Origin of the sequence: Solimonas sp. SE-A11 (assembly GCF_030345715.1) — a bacterium.
GTDB lineage: Bacteria > Pseudomonadota > Gammaproteobacteria > Nevskiales > Nevskiaceae > Solimonas_A.
In genome coordinates this window covers 205,044-227,493 of the sequence record NZ_JAUASX010000001.1, presented here as the reverse complement: position 1 = coordinate 227,493, position 22,450 = coordinate 205,044, and the positions used below count along the sequence as shown (strand labels likewise).

General features: G+C 64.4%; 18 protein-coding genes and 1 tRNA gene. 9 read left to right on the top strand and 10 right to left on the bottom strand.

From position 1 onward, the window contains the following. Positions 1–46: 46 nt before the first annotated feature. From QT386_RS01155 to QT386_RS01140, 4 genes are all read right to left on the bottom strand, one after another. Positions 47–370 carry a hypothetical protein gene (locus QT386_RS01155; RefSeq protein WP_289271895.1) on the bottom strand — a complete coding sequence of 108 codons (324 nt, stop codon included), beginning with the start codon at positions 368–370 and terminating at the stop codon, positions 47–49. A gap of 129 nt (positions 371–499) precedes the next feature. Further along, complete coding sequence (locus QT386_RS01150) at positions 500–1,924, bottom strand: PhoH family protein (RefSeq protein ID WP_289271894.1); 1,425 nt, start codon at positions 1,922–1,924, stop codon at positions 500–502. Between the two features lie 311 nt (positions 1,925–2,235). Continuing rightward, positions 2,236–2,706 (bottom strand): peroxiredoxin, encoded by a 471-nt coding sequence (locus QT386_RS01145; RefSeq protein WP_289271893.1) that lies wholly within the window; start codon positions 2,704–2,706, stop codon positions 2,236–2,238. Between the two features lie 13 nt (positions 2,707–2,719). Beyond that, positions 2,720–3,262: a glycine cleavage system protein R gene (locus QT386_RS01140; RefSeq protein WP_289271892.1), complete on the bottom strand. Its 543-nt coding sequence runs from the start codon at positions 3,260–3,262 to the stop codon at positions 2,720–2,722. Positions 3,263–3,408: 146 nt separating this feature from the next. Between QT386_RS01140 and dapA the strand changes: the two genes are divergently transcribed. The 3 genes from dapA to QT386_RS01125 all read left to right on the top strand — a co-directional run bounded on the left by dapA (position 3,409) and on the right by QT386_RS01125 (position 4,810). Next, positions 3,409–4,287, top strand: a complete 879-nt coding sequence (dapA, locus tag QT386_RS01135; RefSeq protein WP_289271891.1) for a 4-hydroxy-tetrahydrodipicolinate synthase — start codon at positions 3,409–3,411, stop codon at positions 4,285–4,287. Next, positions 4,284–4,619, top strand: coding sequence for a hypothetical protein (locus QT386_RS01130; protein WP_289271890.1), 336 nt, complete (start codon positions 4,284–4,286; stop codon positions 4,617–4,619). The genes dapA and QT386_RS01130 overlap by 4 nt, the downstream gene beginning before the upstream one ends. Positions 4,620–4,717: 98 nt before the next feature. After that, positions 4,718–4,810: transfer RNA gene (locus QT386_RS01125), tRNA-Ser, on the top strand. Between the two features lie 647 nt (positions 4,811–5,457). Here the strand turns inward: QT386_RS01125 and QT386_RS01120 are convergent. From QT386_RS01120 to QT386_RS01100, 5 genes are all read right to left on the bottom strand, one after another. Further along, a complete protein-coding gene (locus QT386_RS01120; protein WP_289271889.1) occupies positions 5,458–5,841 on the bottom strand; it encodes a RidA family protein in 384 nt (127 codons plus the stop codon). 39 nt (positions 5,842–5,880) lie between these two features. Further along, positions 5,881–7,344 carry a M81 family metallopeptidase gene (locus tag QT386_RS01115; RefSeq protein WP_289271888.1) on the bottom strand — a complete coding sequence of 488 codons (1,464 nt, stop codon included), beginning with the start codon at positions 7,342–7,344 and terminating at the stop codon, positions 5,881–5,883. A gap of 7 nt (positions 7,345–7,351) precedes the next feature. After that, on the bottom strand, positions 7,352–8,461 hold the full coding sequence (locus tag QT386_RS01110; RefSeq protein ID WP_289271887.1) for an FAD-binding oxidoreductase: 1,110 nt from the start codon (positions 8,459–8,461) through the stop codon (positions 7,352–7,354). A gap of 11 nt (positions 8,462–8,472) precedes the next feature. Then, the gene (locus QT386_RS01105; protein WP_289271886.1) at positions 8,473–9,300 is read right to left on the bottom strand and encodes an alpha/beta fold hydrolase; all 828 of its coding nucleotides are present in this window, start codon (positions 9,298–9,300) and stop codon (positions 8,473–8,475) included. A 71-nt stretch (positions 9,301–9,371) separates the two neighbouring features. Further along, a complete protein-coding gene (locus QT386_RS01100) occupies positions 9,372–11,879 on the bottom strand; it encodes a TonB-dependent receptor (protein WP_289271885.1) in 2,508 nt (835 codons plus the stop codon). 105 nt (positions 11,880–11,984) lie between these two features. Here QT386_RS01100 and QT386_RS01095 point away from each other — a divergent pair, with 105 nt between their 5' ends. Together QT386_RS01095 and QT386_RS01090 are read left to right on the top strand one after the other, a co-directional pair. Next, a complete protein-coding gene (locus QT386_RS01095; protein WP_289271884.1) occupies positions 11,985–12,608 on the top strand; it encodes a TetR/AcrR family transcriptional regulator in 624 nt (207 codons plus the stop codon). 35 nt (positions 12,609–12,643) lie between these two features. Beyond that, positions 12,644–14,017 (top strand): serine hydrolase, encoded by a 1,374-nt coding sequence (locus QT386_RS01090; RefSeq protein ID WP_289271883.1) that lies wholly within the window; start codon positions 12,644–12,646, stop codon positions 14,015–14,017. Between the two features lie 631 nt (positions 14,018–14,648). Here QT386_RS01090 and QT386_RS01085 read toward each other — a convergent pair. Further along, positions 14,649–15,266 carry a TetR/AcrR family transcriptional regulator gene (locus QT386_RS01085; RefSeq protein WP_289271882.1) on the bottom strand — a complete coding sequence of 206 codons (618 nt, stop codon included), beginning with the start codon at positions 15,264–15,266 and terminating at the stop codon, positions 14,649–14,651. Between the two features lie 118 nt (positions 15,267–15,384). Between QT386_RS01085 and QT386_RS01080 the strand changes: the two genes are divergently transcribed. The 4 genes from QT386_RS01080 to QT386_RS01065 are packed head-to-tail and all read left to right on the top strand — an operon-like array spanning position 15,385 to position 22,433. Further along, positions 15,385–17,868, top strand: a complete 2,484-nt coding sequence (locus QT386_RS01080; RefSeq protein ID WP_289271881.1) for a TonB-dependent receptor — start codon at positions 15,385–15,387, stop codon at positions 17,866–17,868. Positions 17,869–17,911: 43 nt separating this feature from the next. Continuing rightward, the gene (locus QT386_RS01075; protein WP_289271880.1) at positions 17,912–19,588 is read left to right on the top strand and encodes a serine hydrolase; all 1,677 of its coding nucleotides are present in this window, start codon (positions 17,912–17,914) and stop codon (positions 19,586–19,588) included. Positions 19,589–19,629: 41 nt separating this feature from the next. Then, complete coding sequence (locus QT386_RS01070) at positions 19,630–21,015, top strand: MFS transporter (RefSeq protein WP_289271879.1); 1,386 nt, start codon at positions 19,630–19,632, stop codon at positions 21,013–21,015. After that, the gene (locus QT386_RS01065) at positions 21,012–22,433 is read left to right on the top strand and encodes an amidase (RefSeq protein WP_289271878.1); all 1,422 of its coding nucleotides are present in this window, start codon (positions 21,012–21,014) and stop codon (positions 22,431–22,433) included. Before QT386_RS01070 ends, QT386_RS01065 begins: the two co-directional genes overlap by 4 nt. Positions 22,434–22,450 lie beyond the last annotated feature (17 nt).

The window sequence follows — 22,450 nt, the reverse complement described above, 5'->3', positions numbered from 1 at the left end:
CCGCTCTCGGGATCCGGACGCAGGGTGCCCGACGAACCGCGTTGGGCTACTTCAACAGCTTGGCCGCCGCCGCCGGGATCTTGTAGCGCTTGTCGCGGAACAGCTTGGTCAGCAGCAGCGTGAGCCACTCACGCGAGCTGGAGAATCCGCGCAGCACGATATAGACGTCCGCGCCCTCCTGCTGCAGCTCGTAGTGCTCCACCGACACCGTTACCGACTGTCGCTCGCCGCGCAGCAGGGCACGCAGCGTTAGCCGTGCCGCATCGAGATCCACCTTGAGCTCTTCGATCTCGCCGTATTCGCCGAAGCGGTCGCCGATGAAGGCCTTGAGCGCCAGGCTCACGGCGCCGGCTTTCATTTTGCCCAGCATGGCATCTCCTGTTGTGCTGGTTTTCTTATGTGCGTCATTGCGTCCGACACCGGTCCCCGGCCCTGAATGCTCATGGCTGGGGACCAGCGTTCTCCGTATGACGCGCTTGGCTGACGCCAAGTTCCTGGGCTACAGGATATCCGAGGCGTGGGCCGCGAGTCGCGAGCGCTCGCCGCGCGCCAGCGTCACGTGCCCGCCATGAGGCCAGCCCTGGAAGCGATCGACGACGTAGGTGAGGCCCGAGGTGGTCTCGCTGAGGTACGGCGTGTCGATCTGCGCGAGGTTGCCCAGGCAGATCATCTTGGAGCCCGGGCCACAGCGCGTGATCAGCGTCTTCATCTGCTTGGCGGTGAGATTCTGCGCCTCGTCGATGATCACCAGGCGGTTGAGGAAGGTGCGGCCACGCATGAAGTTGAGCGAGCGGATCTTGATGCGCTTGCTCAGCAGATCGTTGGTGGCGGCGCGCTCCCAGTCCCCGGCATTGCTGTTCTGGGTCAGCACCTCGAGGTTGTCCATGATGGCCCCCATCCAGGGCGTCATCTTTTCTTCTTCGGTGCCCGGCAGGAAGCCGATGTCCTCGCCCAGGGGCACGGTGACGCGGGTCATGATGATCTCGCGGTAGCGCGGCTCGTCCAGCACCTGCGCCAGGCCCGCGGCCAGGGTCAGCAGGGTCTTGCCGGTGCCGGCGGTGCCGAGCACGGTGACGAAGTCGATGTCCGGGTCCAGCAGCAGGTTGAGCGCGAAGTTCTGCTCGCGGTTCTTGGCGTGGATCCCCCAGACGCTGGACTTGCCGCTGCGGTAGTCGCGCACCACGCGCAGCTCGGCGACGTTGCCTTCGATCTTCTGCACCATCAGCTCCAGGCCCTTTTCCGCGCCGTCCGGAAGGAACAGGAACTGGTTGACGTGCCACTTGGTCACCAGCGGGCCCTTGATGCGGTAGCAGGCGCGGCCGACCGCGTCCTGCCAGCTTTCCATCTTGTCGCCGTGCGAAGCCCAGAAGTCGGCCGGCAGCTCGACATAGCCGCTGTAGAGCAGGTCGGTGTCGTCCAGAACCTGGTCGTTGTGGTAATCCTCGGTGTGCACGCCGACGATCGCCGCCTTGATGCGCAGGTTGATGTCCTTGGATACCAGGGTGACCTGGCGGGCGGTGTTCTGGTTCTGCACCGCCAGCGCGCTCAGCAGGATGCTGTTGTCGGGCTTATTGCCCGGCAGGATGCCCGGCAACGCGGCATCGGTGGGCTGGGTCTGGAAGAACAGTTTGCCGGTGGCCGGCTGGTTGTGGCGGCCGCCACTGCCGTTCTTCCTCGACAGCGCGCTGGGAACCGGTATGCCCTTTTCGATCTGCGCGTGGTTCTTGCCGGCCACCAGGTCGTCGAGCATGCGGCTGACCTGGCGGGCGCTGCGCGCGGTTTCCGTTGTACCTTTCTTGAGTCCGTCCAGCTCCTCCAGGACCACCATGGGTATGAACAGGTCATGCTCCTCGAAGCGGAACAGGCTGGTCGGGTCGTGCATCAGCACGTTGGTGTCGAGAACGAAGATCTTGCGCTTGGTCATTAGGCCTGTAAGTGGGCAGCAGGGGAGATCGACGCGCGAGGCGCGCCGGCGGGGACCACGGCAAAGCTGGGCAAGGAAGCAGCGCTGGGAAAGCCAGGCTGGTAAACAAGGGCGACGGTCAGCATCCCCGGCCCGTAGGGCCGTTCACATTCGAAGATGTGATTATTTATCGTAATTTGTGACTACCGTTTGACGGTTTGACACTTCATCGGCTCCTGACCGAGCCGATGCACCTGAGCTGGAGACTAGCCCAAAAAAACCGCCTTAGGAAGCCAGCCGGCGAAGCCGGATTCAGGTGCTTTGCGCAGGGCTCAGGCGACGGCGGTCTTGAGCGCGGCGAGCACCTCGGCAACGTGTCCCTTGATCTTCACGCCGCGCCACTCCCGCACCAGCACGCCCTTGGCGTCGAACAGGAAGCTGCTGCGGTCCACGCCCATGTACTTGCGGCCGTACATGCTCTTCTCGCGGATCACGTCGAAAGCTTTGCAGGCCGCCTCGTCCGGGTCCGACAGCAGGGGGAAGGGGAACTCGTACTTGGCGGCGAAGTTCTCGTGCGAGCGGACGCTGTCCTTGGAGATGCCCAGCACCTCGGCGCCCTGCGCGGTGAACTGCTCGTAGAGGTCGCGGAAGTCCTGGCCTTCCTGGGTGCAGCCCGGCGTGTTGTCCTTGGGGTAGAAGTACACCACCAGCGGCTTGCCGCGCAGCGCGCGGAATGCGACCTCGCGGCCACCGGTGGCGGCCAGCTTCAGGTCCGGAATCTTGTCTCCCACGGTGAACGCCATGGCTACGGCTCCCTCAGGTCTTGATAGGGTCCAGCATGCCGTCGGCGTTGAGGTCGTCGCAGAGGTCCATGAAGGACTCTCGCAAGGCCTGCGGATGCTGGCTGACCGGCACGTGCAGCACCATCTGCACGCTCACCATTTCGGCGCCGGTATAGGTGGACGCGTACTTCTGCGTGGAAATCTCCATCACCACCACGTCCTGGTGCTGGAAGAACTCCAGGATGTTGACCAGCAGGTTGGGCTCCTGCGGGGCGATGACCTCCGCCGCGTAGGGGCGGAAATCCGGATTGAACGGCCGGGCGTCGCAGCGCTCGTAGCGCACCTGCAGTTCCAGCTTCTCGGCGATGCCCGGCAGGGCGGTCTCCAGGCGGCCCAGGGTGCTCCAGTTGCCCGACACCAGCAGGTTGGCGCTGAGCCGGTCGCCGATCTGGGCAATCCGGCAGTCCTCCACCTCGCCCCCGCGCTCGCGGATGGCCTTGAACAGCTCCAGCGGCACGTTGCCCTTGGGCTTGCCGATGGCGGAAATGGTGAGGAGGTTGTCGTTGGGAGGCATCATGTAGGGGGCACCGCATTCAGGGCGCAGAGTTTAATGCCCCCGCCCTCCGCAGCAAACCCGGCCCCCGGCAGGCGGCGCCCCGCCCTGTCGGAAACCGGCCCTCCGGCGATATAATCGCAGCTCTACTTCCGAACGAAATCCCCCGCATGATCAAGGGCAGCATTGTTGCCATCATCACGCCCATGCTGCCCGACGGGGCCGTGGACTGGACCGGCCTGGACGCGCTGGTCGAATGGCATATCGCGGAAGGCACCGACGCCATCGTCGCCGTGGGCACCACCGGCGAGTCGGCCACCCTGGAGGTGGACGAGCACGTGGAAGTGATCCGGCGTGTGGTGAAGCTGTCGGCCAAGCGCGTCCCGGTGATCGCCGGCACCGGCGCCAACTCCACCAAGGAAGCCATCGAGCTGACCGCCGCCGCCAAGGCCGCCGGTGCCGACGCCGCCCTGCTGGTCACCCCGTACTACAACAAGCCCCCGCAGGAGGGCATGTATCGCCATTACAAGGCGATCGCCGAGGCGGTGGACCTGCCGATCATCCTGTACAACGTCCCCGGCCGCACCGGCGTGGACCTGCTGCCTGCCACCGTGGCGCGCCTGACGCAGATCCCCAACATCATCGGCCTCAAGGAGGCCAAGGGCGAGCTGTCGCGCATCCGCGAACTGCTGGCCCTGGTGCCCAAGGACTTCGCCATCTATTCCGGCGATGACGCCACCGCCCGCGAGTCGATTCTGCTGGGCTGCGCCGGCGACATCTCCGTGACCGCCAACGTCGCCCCGGGCGCCATGCACCGCATGTGTGCAGCTGCCCTGGCCGGCGACGCCGAAACCGCCGCACGCATCGACGCACCGCTGGCGGCACTTCACCGCGATCTGTTTGTCGAACCCAACCCGATCCCGGTCAAGTGGGCGCTGGTCCAGATGGGGCGCATCCCGCCAGGCCTGCGCCTGCCGCTGGTGCCCTTGTCGAGCGCCGCCGAGGACACCGTGCGCGCCGCGTTGCGCGCTGCAGGAGCCGTTTCATGAGCCGTATTGCTGTCCTTGTCCTCGCTACCGCCCTGCTGGCCGGCTGCGCCTCGCGCAATCCCTGCGTCGGCGACAACGAATACCAGAAGGCCACCTCCCTGCCCCCGCTGACCACCGTGGACGGCCTGAAGGTGCCGGAGTCCGCCTCCGCCCTGCGCATTCCCCCCGCCCCGGCCGCCGCCCAGCCGGCCGCCGAAGGCGCCTGCCTGCAGACCCCTCCCCCGATGCCCGAGGTGTCCCTGGACAAGCCCGGCAAGGAGGTCGAGGTCGCCCCGCCGACCAAAGCCGAGGAGCGCAAGAAGATGACCAAGGAAAAGCTCAAGCCGCAGTAAGGTTTTTTGCGCAGGGTGCCGCCCCGCCGGGAAATCCGGGCCGGAATCGGTATAATGCGCGCCCCGTCGCGGCCTTGGCCGTGGCGGATCCTCAACCTGGAGAGATGTCCGAGCGGTTGAAGGAGCACGCCTGGAAAGCGTGTATACGGTTTATAACCGTATCGAGGGTTCGAATCCCTCTCTCTCCGCCAAGTAGCGGTTCCGGGACTTCCCGGACCTTCCTAAACCCCCGTTTTCACGGGGGTTTTTGTTTTTATCCCAGTCTGTATGTCCCAGGCCGTCGCATGAGACCGGGGATGCTGGGAGCGCTGCACCAGTCTCATCACGAGACCGCCACGAGAATTCGTCAGCGTGTGGAGGCCCTCTACGACCGAGCGATGATCGCTGGAACCGTGAGATCGGATCCTGCTACGCCAATCAAGCGCGCGCTTCGCTCACCGGCGTGCAAGAAGCACCTTCCCTGCTTGCCGTACAAGGAGCTCCCGTCTTTCCTTCGGAACCTGCGAGATTGTGATGCCGCACGGTCGACTCGATAGGGCTTCGAGTAGCTGATCTTGTCCAATGCCCGCACGTCAAGGGTGATTGAGGCGACATGGCCTCAAATCAATGCGGACCGACAACGCCGGATTCAGCGGGGCATTTCCATCGGTCGCCGTGTCCCAATCGCCGCTGCTTGTCACGATCCGCTTCCGAAATCTCTGCTGCCGACATAAACCAGCGGCAAGGCTCTCATTGAAGGCGGATCGCATTCTGAAAGCGCGACAGCAACTCTCGTTCATGACTCCTCTTCTGACAACACGTCAAACCGCGTCTTTCTCCGCATCGCAACATGATCAGTTCAACCGAGATAGGCGATGGCGTCGATCTCGACGCGCGCGCCAGGAATCAACAGTTGGCTGACCACGGTGGAGCGGGCCGGCGGGCGAGCGGGAAACAACTCCGCATAGACTTGGTTGAAGGCGGGAAAGTCCGCAGTGTCCGTGAGCCAGACGTTGACCTTCACGATCTGGTCTCGACGTCCGCCGGCCTGCGCGAGCACGGCCTCCAGGCGCGCAATCGCCTGCCGCGTCTGACTGGCAATGTCATCGGCGACCGGCTTGCCCTTCTCGTCCAGCCCCAACTGACCCGACAGGAACAGGAAATCTCCGGCGCGCACGCCGGGGCTGAGCGGAACGGCGGCGCCGTTGGCGAGCGTCGGACGGGTTCCGATGATGGAGATCATTTGCGAGGCTTCTCTTGGTGGTCGGCTTCTTGCGGGCAGTCACGACGTCCCGCGCGGATTGGCGACCCGCGGCCAGAAATCGTTGTCGCGCCTGCGGTAGCTCATCTCGGCGAAGTTCTGCGTGATCGAGCCGGGCGCGCCCACGTACAGCACCTCGCGAGCGAGGGGCGCGAATGACGCATGGAAGTGCTGCGTGGACTTCACCACGATCACCGGGCGACCCTCAAGGCGGATGCCGAGCCCCTCAAAGGCTTCGCGAGAGAAGATCTGCGAGCGGACCGTATTGAGCGCGATGTCCATGCCGCCCTCGGTGCGCACCCAGACTCCGGTGCCCAAGGACCAGCGGAAGTTCAATCCGTACTGTGCGTGGTCCTCGACGATAGCCTTGACCGTGACCGCCACGTCCACCGGGTCGCCAGACTGCGGGCCGCATTTGCCGCCGATACGCAGGTTCAGGCTCGCCCCGACACCGGCGCTCCGGCACAGCGCGACGGCGCCGAGATCCCAGAAGCTGCCGACGACCGCATCGCTGATACCGGCTTCGAGCATGGCCCGGAGTATGAAAGTGCTATCGCTCATAGCGCCGCCACCGGCGTTATCGGCGACATCGGCGAACACCAGCGTGCCTTCGGACGTCGCCCTCATGCGATCGATGGCGGCGGCAATCGGGATCGGTGGGACCCAAGTCTGGTCGCGCAGCTGCCAGAATTCCTCGCCCAGCTGGTTGGCGAGCCGCTGAGCCTTCGATCGGTCGCCATCGGCGATCACCCAGAGCTTGGCGCCGGTGTCCGGGACATCGCCCCAGGGGAAGCCATGGCCCAGTGACACCGACAGGATGCCGTCCTTGCCCTCGAACGACTGCATGCGCTCGACGAAGGATCTCATCGGCTCCCGCGTGGTGTGCCAGAGCCCGACCATTCGCAGGTCGTGCAGCGCCGTCACCGGCCGTATTTCCTGCTGCGCCTGGCGCACCACCAGCCGGTAAACCTCACCCAGGCGTTCCAGCGTATCCGTGTGCGGATACTCCTTGTAGCAGACTATGGCATCGGCGCCGGCGAGCATTCTCGGGCTGACATGGCAATGCAGGTCGAGCTCCACACCGATCGGCACCGAGGGGCCGGCGACCTCGCGCACCCGGGCAATCAGGTCACCCTCGCAGTCGTCGTAGCCGTCGGCGACCATCGCGCCATGCAGCACCAGCACGACGGCCTGTACCGGCATGGCCGCTGTGAGGTCCTCGATGATCCAGTCGCGGTAGCGTTCGTACACGGCGCGCGCGGTAATTCCGGCGGGGTGCGCATGCGCGGTGAGACTCTCCACCACCGTGTGGCCATCGATGGCGGCCAGGCGCCGGAGCTCGACATGCGAGGCGCCGAAACCTTGCGGATCGCGGATGCTGGCATCTCCACGATAGACGCCGGCGCGCTCGAAATCGGCAAAGCCGGTGGGGACCACGGCCGCAGTATTCGTCTCGGTGCCGAAGAACGCGCTGAAGACTTTCATCGTCGACTCAGCTGAAGCGGCACGGCGAGACCTGGGCGGCATCGAAGCCCTCGTCCTGGATATGAGCGGGAATCGGCTCGCGCAGCGCCAGCGCCGCCGCGATCTGGGACAACGCAGGGCAGGTCTGCACGCCATAACCCCCTTGTCCGGCCAACCAAAAGAAGTGCTCGACCTGCGGGTCGTAGCCAACCACCGGCGTGCGATCCGGCGCGAACGAGCGCAGGCCGGCCCAAGAGCGCACGATCCGCCTGATCTGCAGGCGCGTGCGACTCTCGATGCGGTCGGCGCAGATGGCGACATCGAGCTCTTCCGGCTGCGCATCGCAAGGATCGGTCGGCGTTTCGTCGGCGGGCGACGCGAGCATCAGGCCGGCGTCTGGCTTGATGTACCATGACTCGTCGGCGGCGATGACTGCCGGCCATTGGCTGAAGCCCGCCGGCAGCTCGGCGTCGATGATCATGGCCGTGCGCCGCAAGGGCTGTATACCCAGTGCCGGCGCGCCAGCCAGCTGCGCGACGCGGTCGGCCCAGGCGCCAGCCGCGTTGATGACCACCCCGGCACTGAACTCGCCATGGGCGGTGACGATGTGCCAGCCGCCCTGCTCGCGCGTAAGCGCCGTCACGCCGGCAGCGCAGGCCAGCTCCGCGCCGGCCCCGCGCGCCATGCGCAGAAAGCCTTGATGAAGTCCGTGCACATCCACGTCGAAGGCATCCGCTTCCCACGCGCAATGTGCGGCGTACTGCTCGGCAAGTATCGGCACCCGCCGGATCGCCTCCGCCGTATCGATGCGCCGTGCCAGTGGCAGCCGGGCGATTTCCGCAATCGCCTCCGCGTCGGCCTCGCAACCCGCAAACAGCACGCCGCGCGGCGACAGGAGTGGGTACTCGCAAAAGCCAGCCGGCGGCGCATCGAAGAAGGCGCGGCTGGCGCGGGTGATGGCGGTGATGGTGTCGTTGCCGTAAAGCGCGCTGTAGAGCGCGGCCGAGCGACCGGTGCTGTGGTAGCCGGGCGCGGTCTCCTGTTCCAGCAACAGTACGCTGGCCTTGGAGGCAAGCCGAGCGGCAGCGGAGGCTCCGGCGATGCCGGCCCCGACGATCGCAAAGTCGTAGCGTTTCATGAGCAGGCGGCCTAGGCGAAGAACGACCGCCAGGTCGCAGCCAGGATCCGGCGTGGTTCAGGCGCTATCGGGAGGTGCCCATCCGGAATCGCCATGAACTGGCCGTCCGGCAATTCGGAAGCCCAGCGAGGGCCGTAGCAAGTCCCCAAGTCCTCCACCCCGTAGAGAATGCGGACGGGGCAACGGATCGCGCGGTGATCGAAATCCCATCGGCGGTTCATGAAGCCGATCTCCGGCCGCATGCTGTCTTGGGTAATCGCCATGAGATTGTCGAAGTAGATCTGCGCGATCTCGGCCTCCGCGGCCTTGGGCAGGAAGCGATCCGGGCGGCTCTTGACCGCGAACCTGTTCATCGGCACGAACACCGATGGAAATGTCCTGAAGAAGAGCATGGCGGCCTTGAGCGACCACGGGACCAGTGGCCAGACGTCCGGGTCGTAGAGGGGCACGGTCGAGTTGATCGGGACTGCGGCGATCACCCGATCGGGCAACTGGTGCGCAACCGCCATCGTGAACAGGCCGCCGTTCGAATTCCCGGTGACCACGAACTTGTCGATACCCAGGCGCGTCGCCAGTTGCGCACAGTCGGAGGCGAAATCCGTCGACCGCATTACGGGCCGGGGACTGGAATGCAGCCCCCCGGGGCGCGACGGGGCAACCAGGCGGATGCCGGCATCGCGCGCATCCCGGTCAAAGCAGCCGCCTTCGATCAATGAGGCGCCACCACCGTGGAAGTAGAAGACCGGAACCCCGCGCGGATCTCCGTACTCCGCCCAAGCCAAGGTGCGGCCATCCGCGAGCTGCATGCGGTTGACCCTGGGTGCGGCTGTGTTACTCATGACTTTCCTGTGTAGGTGGCGGCAGCGGTGAACTTTCAATGACCGGCCGGGTGGCGACGCTTCGGTTGGCCTTACTCAAACGCATAGCCCAACTCCAGTCCGAAGCTGCGGGGTGGAGTGATGTAGCGCAGCACGGTGGTGTCCCCGGACGGCTGCTTGTAGTTGTTGGATGCGTTGGTGCCCCGCGCATCGGTCAGGTTCTTGCCATAGGCGGCCACGGTGAACGAACCGAACCGCGCGGTGCCGCGCGCATCGAGCGTGTGGAAGTTGCCCTTCTTGATATCCGGAAAGGAAAGATTGGTCGACGATGCGCTCTCGAAGCGGTGGATCAGCGCAAGTGACGGCGAGTGTGAACCCCAGTTCCATGCGCCGATCAGGGAATTCGTCACCGTCCACTCCGGCGCGCCGGGCAGACGGTCGCCGGCCTTCGCCGGCGGCAGCCCATTGTTCGGGTCGAAGTCGTTGAGAAGGCGCGCGTCGAGCCAGGTCAACGAGGAGCGCGCGGTGAGGAATGACAGCGGCCGTACGGCAAGACTTGCCTCGATGCCGCGGCTACGCGCGTTGCCGACATTGTCGATGTACTTGAACAGTTGCAGGCTGTTCGTCAGCAGCAGTGGCATGTCCTGCCAGTCAATCCAGAACCCCGTGAGATCGACGTTCAGCGCCCCATCGAGCCAAGTGGTCCTGATGCCGACCTCGTAGTTACGAACCTCGTCCGAACCGTAAAACAGCGGGGTGGGCGTCAGCGGGGTGCTCGGCGCAAGGTTTGGGCCGCCCAAGCGATAGCCACGAGAGTAAAGCGCATAGAGCATCAAGTCCGGCGTCGCCTGCCAGGACAGTGAGACCTTGGGATTGAAACCCCGAGCGGACTGAGAGTTGTCCTTCCGGTACTCAGTGCTGCCTGTCGGCAGAACGAGAAGACCGCGGGCCAGAACATGGCTATCGACGACGTTATGGTAGTAACGACCGCCGGCGGTGAGCTTGATCGTATCGGTGATGTGCAGGTTGCCGTCGAAGAACAGAGCCGTCTCCGGCGCCTCGATCTGCGCATACTCGCCGAATACCGTCGTTGCGGCGTCGATCTGGCTCGGCAGGGTGAGGCCGAGTCGTGCCAGGGCGGCGCGCAGCAGGTTGGCCGTCTGCAACAGATCCCGCGAATCCAGGACCACCTCGAAATTCTCGTCGCGGTTCGCATAGGAAACACCGGCAAGGAAGTCGAAACGATCCCAAGCCGGCGAGACGTATCGCAGCTCACCGCTGTACCCCTTCACGCTGCCACCCTGCGTGAGAATCAGGGGTGCCAGTTGGCCGGTGGCCTGCAACCCCAGGGCGGCCTTGCCATCGAAACTCAGGGCGCTGGTCTTGTCCTGGTAGGACCCGACCAAAGTCCAGTTACCGTAATCCGTGTCGAGCTCGTAGCGCAGACCGCCCAGCTTGATCTGGTTTTCGCTGGGCTCGAGTTGGGTGGTGTTCTTCTTGAGATCGCCGAGCGATTTGTCCACGTAGCCGGCGTCATCCACGGTGGTGCGCTGCGTCAAGGCCGTGAAGCGCAGGCGCGAATCCGGTGTCGGCTCGAACCCGAGGATCACACGCCCTCCACTGGTGGTCGAGGAATTGCTTTGCTCGCGGTCGATTCCGACGTTGTCGATATAGCCCGGCACATGCGTGTAGTAGCCGACGACGCGCAGCGCCGCACCGTCTATCGGTAGTGGCATGTTGGCCATCAGCCTTCCGCCACCGCCAAGGGAGCTGTTCTTCTTCAGGTCGCCGAAGGCCTGTGCATTGAAGCCAAAGTTGTCCGGGTCGGGGGATTGGGGGATGTAGTTCACCGCGCCACCCAGAGAAGACGAGCCGTAGAGCGCGCCCTGCGGGCCTCGCAGCACCTCGATCCGCTCCGCATCGAAGGCGTCGATGTCCGGTACCGCGATGGTCGCTCCCGGATCGGTGAGCGGAATGTCGTCGTAGTAGGTGCCGACGGCGGTCTGGGTGAGCGAGGGGATCGTGTCCGAGGAAACACCGCGGATGGTGATGACCGAGTAACCCGGCGTACCGCTATTGAAGTTCACGCCCGGCGAGAGCGACAGGTATTCGCCGAAGCTGGAGGCACCGGCCTCGTCGAGCCGCTCACGCGTGACGGCGCTCACGGAGCCCGCCAGGCTACGCTCGCTTTGCTGGCGTTTGTTGGCCGTGACCACGATCTCTTCGATGCGCCGGTCAGGCTGGCCCTCGGCCAGCGCTGGAGTGGCTTCCGGCGCGGTCGCAAGCGGGATCGTTTGTTCATACGGCTGCGCCTGCGTGGAGATGTCCCCGGAGTCGCGCGCAGCAGAGGCCGTGGGCACAGGCGCGGTCGATCCTGGCGGCAGATCCGGCGCGATCGAGGCAGCCGCGGGCCCTCGTTGGGGCGCCGCTTCCTGGTCCAGCAGGAAATCCAGGGGGTCGCTTTCGGGCTCCGTTGCTGCAGGCGGCTCTGCGGGGGGCTCGGCCTCCGGAGAAGGCGTCGCGGGGGCCTCCGCCCTGGCCGTCGACAGGGTCGACGCTAGAAGCGTCACGATTACTGCTGTTCCCAAATGGCGCTTCATGAAGCCCCCGTATATTTTTACGTAATTAATTACGTAATAAGGTAAGCTAATATGCGTACACCCCGGCTGTCAACGGCCGAAGCGAACGAATGACGGAAGCTACCGATGAAGAAGACGACGGCACCACAGAGGCGGACACGCGGCCGGCCCAAGAGCATTGATCGCGATACCGTCCTGGCAGCCGCGATGATGCTCGCCGATTCCGATCTCAACCTGCCGGCCCTGGCCGAGTCGCTCGGGACGACCGTGACGACCCTCTACCGGCTGTTTGGCGACAAGGCGGGCCTGCATGCCGCGATGTACGCGGAGGCGTTACGGCATCTCGACCGGATCAATGGCGCGGATTGGGCGAGCTGGCTTGAGAGCTATGTCGAGGTCTTGCTCAAGCTGACGCAGCAGTACCCTTTTGTCGTCACGCTGCAGTTCAGCCAGAGCAACTACAACGCAGAATGGCGGAACCTGGCCGAGCATTCGCTCGCGCTGGTAAGTCCGGGGGTCGAACTCCTGGTGAAGGCGGGACTCGACCCGGCATCGGCGCACAACGTTCTTGTTGCCATCAAGGCCGTTGTCTTCGAGCACGCCCATACCGAGCGTGTCTACGCGGAAACGCTGAGCAACCTCGCGCCTTTTGAAACTCTCGGTGGTCCAGGCGAGAAACGGCTGTGGCAGATCCTGAAGATTTTTCGTAACGGCCTCCAGGTCGAGATGAAAGCCCCCGTTCGCAAATGACGAGTGCCCGCCTCGCGGGAAAGCGCGATCCGTCCATGAAGAAAAAAAGCTCTCTCAAGCTCCTCGGCGCGCGACTGCAGACCACCTTGGACCGTCTCCGCAAGGAGCACGACATCTGCGGCGTCTCCCTCGCCATTCTCAAGGACGGCGTGGTCCATGCAGCGGCATCGGGCTGGGCGAATGCACCAGAGCGCATTGAGGCTACGCCGGACACGCTGTTCCAGGTCGGTTCCATCAGCAAGACATTCACCGCGACGCTTGCCATGCAACTGGTGGACGACGGCCTGCTGGACCTGGATGCACCAGTGCGCCAGTACCTGCCGGACTTCGTCACTGCCGACCAGGGCAGCGCGACACTCACGGTGCGTGACCTGATGATCCACACCAGCGGCATGGACGGTGATTACCTGCCGCCGGATACCGAGACGGGTGGCACCGCCGAAGGCTACGTGCGCGGGATGAGAAAGCTCGGGCAGTTGCATTCGCCAGGTGAGTACATGGCCTACTGCAACTCTGGCTATGTGGTGTTGCAGCGGATCATCGAGGTGCTTCGCAATAGCAACTGGAATCAACTGGTGCTGGAGCGCATCTGCAAGCCTTTGGGCATCACGCGCGCGATTACGCAGCCCACGGAAGCCCTGCGCTTCCGCATGGCCATGGGCCATGGCGCCGCCGCCAAGGGTAGCTGGCCGCTGGCGGGATTGGCTTACCTGCCGATGAGCATGGCCGGTGCCGGGTCGGTGCTGAGCATGACGGCATCTGGACTTCTGCTGTATGCGCAGGCACATATGCAGGGGCCGCGCCGCACCGCTGGCAAGGCTTCGATTCTTTCGCAGAAATCCTTCCGAGCCATGCAGACACCGCAGGTTTTGATGCCGCCGTACAGTCGCGGCACCTACACCCACATGGGCCTCAGCTGGTTTCTGCGTCCGGGAAAGGGGGCGCCGGCCTTCAATCATGACGGAGGCACTTCGCAGTTCGCCTTCCTTCATGCCTTACCGAAGCAGAATGTCGCCTTCGCCCTGTTCATCAACAGTCCCAATGCGACGCTGCCCGAAGAGCTGCGCAGGGCCATCTTCACTGAGGTGGCAGGCCTGCCGCCGGAACCCCAGCCGGCGCTGCTGCCCGCGATGAAGTTTGATCACCAGCGTTACGTCGGCATCTACGCAGGCATATTCCAGACTTGGAAGGTTTCTGTCGGAGACACTGGGCACTTGAAGCTCGAAATTGACACCAAGGGCCTGCCGCTCCGAATGACTTTGAACCTGCGCGCGGTAGCGCCGGGCCAGTTCGCGATACTCAATAAGCCTCAGGTCGATCAGGGCGCGCGCATCCTGTTTCTGGGTGAACAGGACGGCAGGGCCAAGTACTGCCGCATGGGCGTTCGGATGATTCAACGCGCTGAATAGAGATAAGGACACGACCGTCTACTTTAGACAGTTCGCAAGAAGCCGACTTGGCATTTTCCGAAGTCACGTCCTCGAAGCTTGCTGTCGATGGCGAGATTGAACATCGCCCACTGCCGCCTCCAGTCAGCCAGTTGCAGGTGGATGCACAGCACATTCGCGCTGAACTGTGCTGGTCTTCGCTGACCCTGAGGCAGTGAAGCCTGCTTGCCCACCTCTCAATTCGGCAGCATCTGCCTTTCGTCGACGGCGCAATCGGCGCCATCCTGAGGATTTTCAGAGATGGCCTCCAGGCTGAGATGACGGATCCTCTTCGCAAGTAGCAAGGCCACGCCTTACAGGAAAGCCAGATCGATCCACGAGGATGGTGCAAGCCCCGCGGCGGCTTCGGGCTGGCCGAGTGAATGGGTAAAGGACGATACGTCGCTACGCTTGCGAAAATCGGCATGTAGGCCGAAGACCGTCTCGGCGGGCAGGTAATCCTGGGGCCTTAAAAATGGAACCGCTTATCAAGAATTAACCCGACATCTTCAGGGACCGGTTGCGCGAGAAGACGAAACCAACGGAAGAGGCGGCAATCTTGCCTCGATAGCAGCAAAGGAAGCGCGGACCAGACGTTAAGACACAACCGCCTTCAGGCAGCATCCTTTTCGCTGATAGACGCCGGGATCATCATCCTGACCAGCTGGCGGATCGCGGTCATCTTCAGCTTGCGCTGGACGTCGATACCGGCAAGCGCACGTTGGTCGGCATCTGCCATCAACGCGGCAACCGTCGCGGCAAGAACGTCCAGGTCCGCCTTCGAAACTCGATCTGCTCCCGGGATCAGTGAGGCGCACTTCCGGATGAAATCGAAACGGGCGATCTGGTTGATCTCGATCTCCTTGCGCAGGATGGGATCGTGGCGAGCCATCAGTGTGATCTCGAGATCGGCCCCATGAATGGGATCGCTCGCCAACTGGTCGAAGTAGCGTAGCACCCGCTCCATGACCTTGAGGAAGTCAGCGGGATTGCCGAACTGCCCATAGAACTCCCCGCTCTCAAGCCGCTGGCTCGAGCGGCGGATCGCAGCATGAAGAATCTCGTCCTTGCTCTTGAAGTGCACGTAGATCGATCCGACGCTCAGGCCGCAAGCCGTCGCTACGTCCTGCGTCGAAACATTCGCCAGGCCCTTCTTGCGCACGCTGACGAGCAGGCCATCGATGATCTGGTTTCGCCGGGCGTCCATGTGGGCGTCGTCACGCTTGGGCATTGCTGATTCCTGGAGCCTGTTTGCTTTTTGAATGGTCGGGGATTATAAATAAAAAAACAAGCACTCATTTTTTATGACGCACCTACGTCCACGGCCCGGGGGTCGACTCGAGAATCGCATGAATATTTCTCTCCTTTCGCGTCAAGGATGCTGGGCCGCCGGCACCGTGATGGCCGCCATGCTGGGCAATGCGCAGGCGCAGGAGCCGTCCACTCCGGCCTCCCCCCAATCCGCGGAGACGAGCGCCGGTACACCCCAGCCCGCAGCCCCGCGGGAGCAAAGCGCCCAGGACACCTCCTCGGACGCCGACATCCTGGACTCTCTGCTGCTGGAGCCGGAGCCAGAATCCCCGCCCGCGGTAGCAGCGCTCCCTGCCCCGCAAGCTGAACCGCCCCCGGCCGGCAATGCCCCACAGGATCGTGCGGCCATCGAAATCCTGGAAACCATTCCCCTGCCGGAGGCCAAGGCCGAGACGCCCCGGCAGGTCGAGCAGAGACAGCCGCCGCGGCAACTGGAAGAGATCATCGTCACGGCCACCAAGCGTGAGCAGTCTTCGCGAGAGATTCCCGTCAGCATCACCGCGCTGAAGGGCGAGGACCTGGAAAGGATCGGCGCACGCGACATGAAGGACTACCTGATGCAGTCGCCGGGCATCACCCTGGTCGACAGCGAATACGGCGAAGCCCGCGGGCGCAATCTCACGGTTCGCGGCGTCGGCCCCGGTTCGTACACCGGCCTGGGCAACCAGACCATGGGCCAGTTCATCGGCGACGTCCCCATGACCGATCCCTTCGGCAATTTCGGTGCGCCGGACCTTGACCCTTTCGATCTGAAGACCGTGGAAATCCTGCGCGGACCGCAGGGCACCACCTTCGGCGCCTCGGCCCTGAACGGAGCGATACGGTATGCCCCCAATGAGCCGGAACTGGATAACTTCCTGGTTCGCGGATTCGTCGACCGGGTCTCCGTGAAGGACGGCGGTGCGGATCAGACCTACGCGCTTGCCGTGAACACACCCACCGGAGGCCAGTCCGCGCTCCGCATTTCCGGCCTGCTGCAGAATGCGCCCGGCCTTTATGACAACCTGAAGCGCGACACCCCCGACGCCGATACCCGGCGCAAGTGGACTGCACGCGCCGCCTGGCGCTGGGAGCCCACGGAAAAGCTCAGCGTCAACCTGATGGGACTCAAGCAGCAGTCCCACGTGGATGACGTGCTGCTGGCCGACAACCCGGATGGTCGTTTCGAGAACAACTACAAGGTCGGTGAGAGCTTCATTGACTTCGGCTTCGGCTTGGCCAGCATCGATACCCGCTACCGGTTCGACGATTGGGGAACGCTGGTGCTCCAGGGTAACTGGCAGGAAAAGCGCTCGCATGGCGATGTCGACAGCAACCTGAGCCTGACGGGCGGCCTGGGCATCGAGACCATCCGGGGTCCCTTTGACTACAGCACCCGGGGCAACAGCCAGGAGTTGCGGCTGGTCTCGCCCGGCGGCGGCAATTGGGACTGGATCGTCGGTGTCTTCCGGCGCGATTACCAGGCGACGGTCCATGCCGAGGTTGCACTCCCGATCGGAACCGTTCTGTCCTCGGACATCGATCCGCTGAAGGCCCGGGAGACGGCATTTTATGGCGAGCTGACGCGTCACCTGGGCGCGCATTGGGAAGTGACAGCGGGCGCACGCCGCTACACGACCTCCCTCAGGGGTGAGCAGATCACCAGCGCGCTGGGCACGCCTTACAAATCCACCCCAGTGGGACAGGACGAATCCGGCATCAGCCCCAAGTTTTCCGTGGCCTACAAGCCCAACGACGACATCATGGCCTACGCCTCGGTCGCGCGCGGTTTCCAGTTCGGCGGCATCAACACCACGGTTGCACCGCTGTCCTTCCCGAACCCGGCCACCGGCACGCCGATCCCGACCAGCTACGACTCGAGCGTGCTCTGGAGCACGGAAGTCGGCTTGCGCACGGATTGGCTGGACAAGACCCTGCGCCTGGACCTGGCGCTCTTCGACATCCGCTGGGACGAAGCCCAGCTCCAGCAGCAGACCGGCGGCCAGGTTTCGAACGATCCCTACGTCGACAACGTCGGCAAGGTGCGCATCCGGGGTGCCGAGGGTTCCTTCTCGTGGCTGACCCCCTTGCAGGGGCTCTCGGTCAACTTCAACGCCTCCTATACCGATGCGCGCACCCGCGAGGCCTACGATCGCGGCGGCGGCGACGTGATCCCGGCGGGCACTACCCTGCCGGCCGTTCCCAAGGTGCAGACGACGACGACCCTGTCCTACAACACCCTGGTCGGCAACTGGCTGGGAGACGCCTCCCTGAACTATGCCCAGTGGGGCCCCGCCCATGGCGATCTCAAGAACTCCTACTCGATCTTCGACTTCGGGACGTTCGGTCTTACCCTGAATGTCGCGCGCCCTGACTACGCGCTGATGCCCTCGCTCACACTGGGCATCTCCAACCTGACCGATGAACGCGGCCTGGTAGGCCGAGTCGTGCCGCAGGGCTCCACCCCCATCGGGCCGGTGGCCACCTGGAACTACATCCGGCCACGCACCATCAGCTTGCGGTTGACGATGCAGTTCGATTGATGGCGTCCGCCGAAACCTGACCACCCTCGAATCCCAGACGTTCATGTCCCTTTCCTCCGACCCTGTCCCGGCTGCTTCGGCCGCCATCACGCAGAAGCTCGACGAGCTGCTCAAGCCCTGGAACCTCAGCGACGCCCCTGGCGTGATCGTGGGGGTTTCGCAACGAGGCCGCCCGGTCTATCGCCGCGGTTTTGGCCTGGCCAGCATCGAGCATGCAAGCGCCCTGACGCCCGGCACGCGCATGCGGATCGGCTCAACCAGCAAGCAATTCTGCGCCCTGGGCATCCTGCTGCTGGCGGAGGAAGGCAAGCTCGACATCAACAAGCCCATAGGCACCTGGCTGCCGGAGCTGGGCGACGTCTGCGGCAGGCCGAGCCTGCTGCAGTTGATGCATCACACCGGTGGCCTCCACGATCCCCTGCCGATCATCTTCGTACAGAACGGCGGGTACTACACGAATCTGCCCGGCGGCGGGCACCTGCAGATGATGTCGCGGCTCCAGGAGTGCAACTTTGAGCCGGGCTCGCGCTTTGCCTACAGCAACAGCGGCTACCAATTGCTGTCCCTGGTCACCGAGCGGGTGAGCGGCATGAGCTGGGGTCAGTTCATGGCGGATCGCATCTTCGCGCCCCTGGGCATGAACGACACCGCCGTGCTCGCCAGCGATCTCGACATCGTCCCCGGCATGGCGACACTCCATGTCCAAAGCCCCGGTGGGAAATGGCGGCGCGGCATTTATCCCTGCGATGAAAACCTCGGCGGTGGCGGAATCATTTCCACCGTCGACGACATGCTCGCCTGGACCGCCCAACTGGGAGGCGCGCGGAAGAAGATCGGCCGTGACCAAACCTGGCAGCGCCTGCTTGAGCCGCAGATCTTTTCCAACGGCAGCCGCCATTGCTACGGCCTGGGGTTGATGTTCGATGAGCACCGCGGCGTGAAGATCATCCACCATGCCGGCGCCACCATGGGGTCCACGCACCAGATGCTGACGGCGCCCGGGCATGCGCTGGATATCGTCGTCATGAGCAATCGAATGGATGTTCCCAGCGCAGCGCTTGCGCTGAAGGTGCTGGAAGCGGTGCTGGAGGACGATCTCACCCCGGCCGAGCTACCACCCGTCGCCGCCGACTACCCCGCCGTGCTGGGTCGCTGGTACAGCCGCGACTCCAGGACCCTGGTCGATCTCCATGCTCGGGAGGTCCGGCCCGACTTGCCGAAGCAGTTGATGCTGTCCACCTACAACCAACTCGTGGGCCCGCTCAGGAAGGCGGGCCTGGGCCTGGCACTGCCGGATGGCCCTTTCAGCACCATCGAGATTCGCGAACCGCCGGCAGGGGCCCATCCGCCCGATACCCTCGACATGCACATCTGCGGCGACCTTGAGCGCTTTGAGCGCCTGCCGGAGACGCCGCCGACAGCCGAGTCGCTGGCGACCGGACTCTGCGGACGTTACCGGCAGCGGGGCTATCCGAAGGAAGTGGAGATCGCCCTGCGTGACGGAATGCTGGTGCTCGACCTGCTCCCCCTGCACGGTCGTGGCTACTGGGAATTGCAGCCCTACTCCGAAGACGTCGTAGGCTGTGGCAGCTATCACTCCATTCCCCACTTCGCGCTGCCCAACAGCGCGTCGCTCAGCCTTGAACGAGAAAACGGCCAGGTCGTCGGATTCTCCTTCGACACCGACCGTGTGCGTGGCATGCGGTTCGAGCGGGTCTGAGCCTTGAACGTGAAGTCTTTTACGGAAACCAGCAGAACTGCATGAACGCACCCCTGGCCGCTGCCGTCTTCCCACTGACGCGCAGCCTGCTGTTCGTATTCGCACTGCCCGGCATCCTGCAAGCCTTCATGCAGGCGCCCGCCCAGTCGCTGCTGCAGGGCATTTACGCCAAGGAATCCGGCCTGACGCTCACCGCGCTCGGCATCGGCCTCCTGGTCGTGCGGTTGATCGACTTCTGCACCGACTTCCTGATCGGCTTTCATTCCGATCGAAGCAAGCAGAACGGCGGTGGGCGCAAGATCTGGATCGGCATCGGAATGGTCGTTTCGGTCATCGCCATCTGGTTCCTGTTCCGACCGCCCGCGCAGGTCACGATCACCTATTACGCCTCCTGGTTCCTGGTGGCGAACATCGGTTGGTCCCTGATCGAGATTCCCTACAAGGCCTGGATCCTGGAGTACTCGCCGCAGGCGGCCCATCGCGCGCGTATCGTCACCTGGGTCGCGATGTTTACCTTGCTGGGCGCTGTCCTGTTCTACGCCGTTGGTCCATTGGGCAAGGCCCTGGGCCTTCTGGAAACCGCCGAGCCGAACATGCAGATGTTGCGCCTCTGCGCCGTGCTGATCGCCGTCGTCATCCCCCTGCCCATCCTGGTGACGCTCTGGCGCATCCCCGACCAGCGGCCGGGCCTGGAACAGGCAGCGGCAGAGATGAAGCCCCAGCGTGAGAGCCTGCGACACATCTGGGCCTCCATCGCGGGCAATGGCCCGCTGCTCAAGCTGGTCGGCATCGTCGCCGTGAGCAGTTTCATGGGCGGCCTTCCCACCAGCGTCCTGCTGCTCTATCTCACCAATTTCCTGGGGCTCTCCGGTGAGGTCAACGCGGTGCTGGGGCTGACCATTCCCATCAGCATGCTGGGCATACCGGTCTGGGGCTTGCTGGTACAGCGCTATCCGCGCCAGCGTGTCTGGGCCGCCGGCATGATGCTCGCGGGCGTCTCCTTCGTGGGCCTGGGACTGGCGCCCCCGAACTCCGGCGTGCTGGTGATCGCCGTCATCAACTGCCTCGTCGGCTTCGGCTTGCTGTCCTCGCTGGTGGTCGCCCCGGTGATCATGGGCGACACCATCGATTACGGCCGCGAGAAATTCGGCGTGGAGCGCGCAGGCCTGTACATGTCCTTCCAGGGGCAGGTGCTCAAGGGCTGCAGCGCACTGGCGGCCGGCGCGGGTTTGCTGCTGCTGGGACTTCTCGGCTTCGACGCCACCCGATCCGGCGCGGACCTCTCGCCACAAGCGGTGTCGGGCCTGAAATGGATCGTCGCCTGGCTCCCGGGAGCAGGCATGGTCACGACCGGCGTATTGTTGTGGCTGGTGCCCATCAGCAAGCAGGCCAGCAAGGCCACCACGATGGAAGCCCCCGACTCATGATGACCCTGCGTGAGTACGCATCCCATGACGCCATTGGCCTGATGGAGTTGGTGCAGCGCGGCGAGGTCAGTACTGCCGAAATCACGCGTTGCGCATTGGACGCCATCGAGAAGCTGAATCCGCTGCTGAATTTCATGTCCGGCCCCGCCGCGCCGGCCGAGTTCGTCGCCGGTCGGGCGTTCTCGGGATTGCCACTGCTGGTGAAGGAAGGCTGCGGCGCCCGGGGACAGCCGACGGTCCTGGGCTCCCGCCTGGGTGCCGGCCTGACGGCGGCGCAGGACAGCGAGTACATGAAGCGGCTCAGGGCTGTCGGCATCGCGGCCATCGGAGCCACGACGGCTCCGGAATTCGGCGCCTACTGCGTGACCGAGTCCCTGCTGCATGGGGCCACGCGCAACCCATGGAACCTCGATCACTCGCCAGGCGGCTCCAGCGGAGGCTCTTCCGCCGCGGTCATCGCAGGCGTGGTGCCGGTGGCGACGTCCAGCGATGGTGGGGGCTCGATCCGCGGTCCGGCGCATTGCACCGGCACCTTCGGGCTCAAGCCCAGCCGCGGCCGCAACCCCAACGGCTCATCGACCGATGGGGGGCCCTTCGGGCTGCATCACTTCCACGTCACCACCCGTAGCGTCCGCGACTCCGCCGCTTTCCTCGATGCCTTGCAGGGGCCGGTTCCCGGCTCTCGCTACTGGGTGAAGCCGCCGGAGCGGGCCTTCCTCTCCGAAGTGGGAGCACCCCCGGGGAAGCTGCGCATCGCCGTCACTCGAGACTCCCCGATGTCGACGCCCCTGCACCCGGACTGCCGCGAGGCCATCGATCAAGCGACACGTCTCTGCGAGGATCTCGGCCACATCGTGGAGGAAGCCTCTCCGCCGATCGACTGGTTGCCCCTGATGGAGACCCTGATGATGGCCTGGCCCATGCCCCTGCCGCGCGGCATCGCGCTGATCGAGCAGGCCACGAACCGCATCGCCGGTCCCGGGACCCTGGAGCCCATGACCTTGCGCATGCGTGACTTCGCCAACGGCCTTACCGCCGGCGACGTCTTCCAGGCGGACGCGATCATCCAGGCCGCCAAGTGGGCCGTTGACGATTTTCTCGCGCGATTCGATGCCTGGATCATGCCGACCGGTGTGTCGCCCGCGCCCCTCATCGGGCAGTTCGACCCTTCGCGCAGCGATGAGGATGTGGCGAGCTACCTGCGCCGGGCGCTGTCCGACTTTGCCTTCTTCACGCCGCTGCTGAATTTCACCGGACATCCGGCCGCTTCGGTCCCACTGCACCAGGGCCGCTCAGGGCTGCCGGTCGGCGTGCAGGTCGTCACGTCGATGGGCGATGAAGCGACTCTTCTGCGCCTCGCTTCTCAATGGGAAGCTGCGCGGCCATGGCAGGGACGCCGCCCCCCCATCAGCCTTTGATGCTCCCTATCCGCCAA

What these genes read in the sequence shown, in the direction of transcription:
- QT386_RS01155 (WP_289271895.1), bottom strand. Translation starts at nt 370, where the DNA reads ATGCTGGGCAAAATGAAAGCCGGCGCCGTGAGCCTGGCGCTCAAGGCC.
- QT386_RS01150 (WP_289271894.1), bottom strand. Translation starts at nt 1,924, where the DNA reads ATGACCAAGCGCAAGATCTTCGTTCTCGACACCAACGTGCTGATGCAC.
- QT386_RS01145 (WP_289271893.1), bottom strand. Translation starts at nt 2,706, where the DNA reads ATGGCGTTCACCGTGGGAGACAAGATTCCGGACCTGAAGCTGGCCGCC.
- QT386_RS01140 (WP_289271892.1), bottom strand. Translation starts at nt 3,262, where the DNA reads ATGATGCCTCCCAACGACAACCTCCTCACCATTTCCGCCATCGGCAAG.
- dapA (WP_289271891.1), top strand. Translation starts at nt 3,409, where the DNA reads ATGATCAAGGGCAGCATTGTTGCCATCATCACGCCCATGCTGCCCGAC.
- QT386_RS01130 (WP_289271890.1), top strand. Translation starts at nt 4,284, where the DNA reads ATGAGCCGTATTGCTGTCCTTGTCCTCGCTACCGCCCTGCTGGCCGGC.
- QT386_RS01120 (WP_289271889.1), bottom strand. Translation starts at nt 5,841, where the DNA reads ATGATCTCCATCATCGGAACCCGTCCGACGCTCGCCAACGGCGCCGCC.
- QT386_RS01115 (WP_289271888.1), bottom strand. Translation starts at nt 7,344, where the DNA reads ATGAAAGTCTTCAGCGCGTTCTTCGGCACCGAGACGAATACTGCGGCC.
- QT386_RS01110 (WP_289271887.1), bottom strand. Translation starts at nt 8,461, where the DNA reads ATGAAACGCTACGACTTTGCGATCGTCGGGGCCGGCATCGCCGGAGCC.
- QT386_RS01105 (WP_289271886.1), bottom strand. Translation starts at nt 9,300, where the DNA reads ATGAGTAACACAGCCGCACCCAGGGTCAACCGCATGCAGCTCGCGGAT.
- QT386_RS01100 (WP_289271885.1), bottom strand. Translation starts at nt 11,879, where the DNA reads ATGAAGCGCCATTTGGGAACAGCAGTAATCGTGACGCTTCTAGCGTCG.
- QT386_RS01095 (WP_289271884.1), top strand. Translation starts at nt 11,985, where the DNA reads ATGAAGAAGACGACGGCACCACAGAGGCGGACACGCGGCCGGCCCAAG.
- QT386_RS01090 (WP_289271883.1), top strand. Translation starts at nt 12,644, where the DNA reads ATGAAGAAAAAAAGCTCTCTCAAGCTCCTCGGCGCGCGACTGCAGACC.
- QT386_RS01085 (WP_289271882.1), bottom strand. Translation starts at nt 15,266, where the DNA reads ATGCCCAAGCGTGACGACGCCCACATGGACGCCCGGCGAAACCAGATC.
- QT386_RS01080 (WP_289271881.1), top strand. Translation starts at nt 15,385, where the DNA reads ATGAATATTTCTCTCCTTTCGCGTCAAGGATGCTGGGCCGCCGGCACC.
- QT386_RS01075 (WP_289271880.1), top strand. Translation starts at nt 17,912, where the DNA reads ATGTCCCTTTCCTCCGACCCTGTCCCGGCTGCTTCGGCCGCCATCACG.
- QT386_RS01070 (WP_289271879.1), top strand. Translation starts at nt 19,630, where the DNA reads ATGAACGCACCCCTGGCCGCTGCCGTCTTCCCACTGACGCGCAGCCTG.
- QT386_RS01065 (WP_289271878.1), top strand. Translation starts at nt 21,012, where the DNA reads ATGATGACCCTGCGTGAGTACGCATCCCATGACGCCATTGGCCTGATG.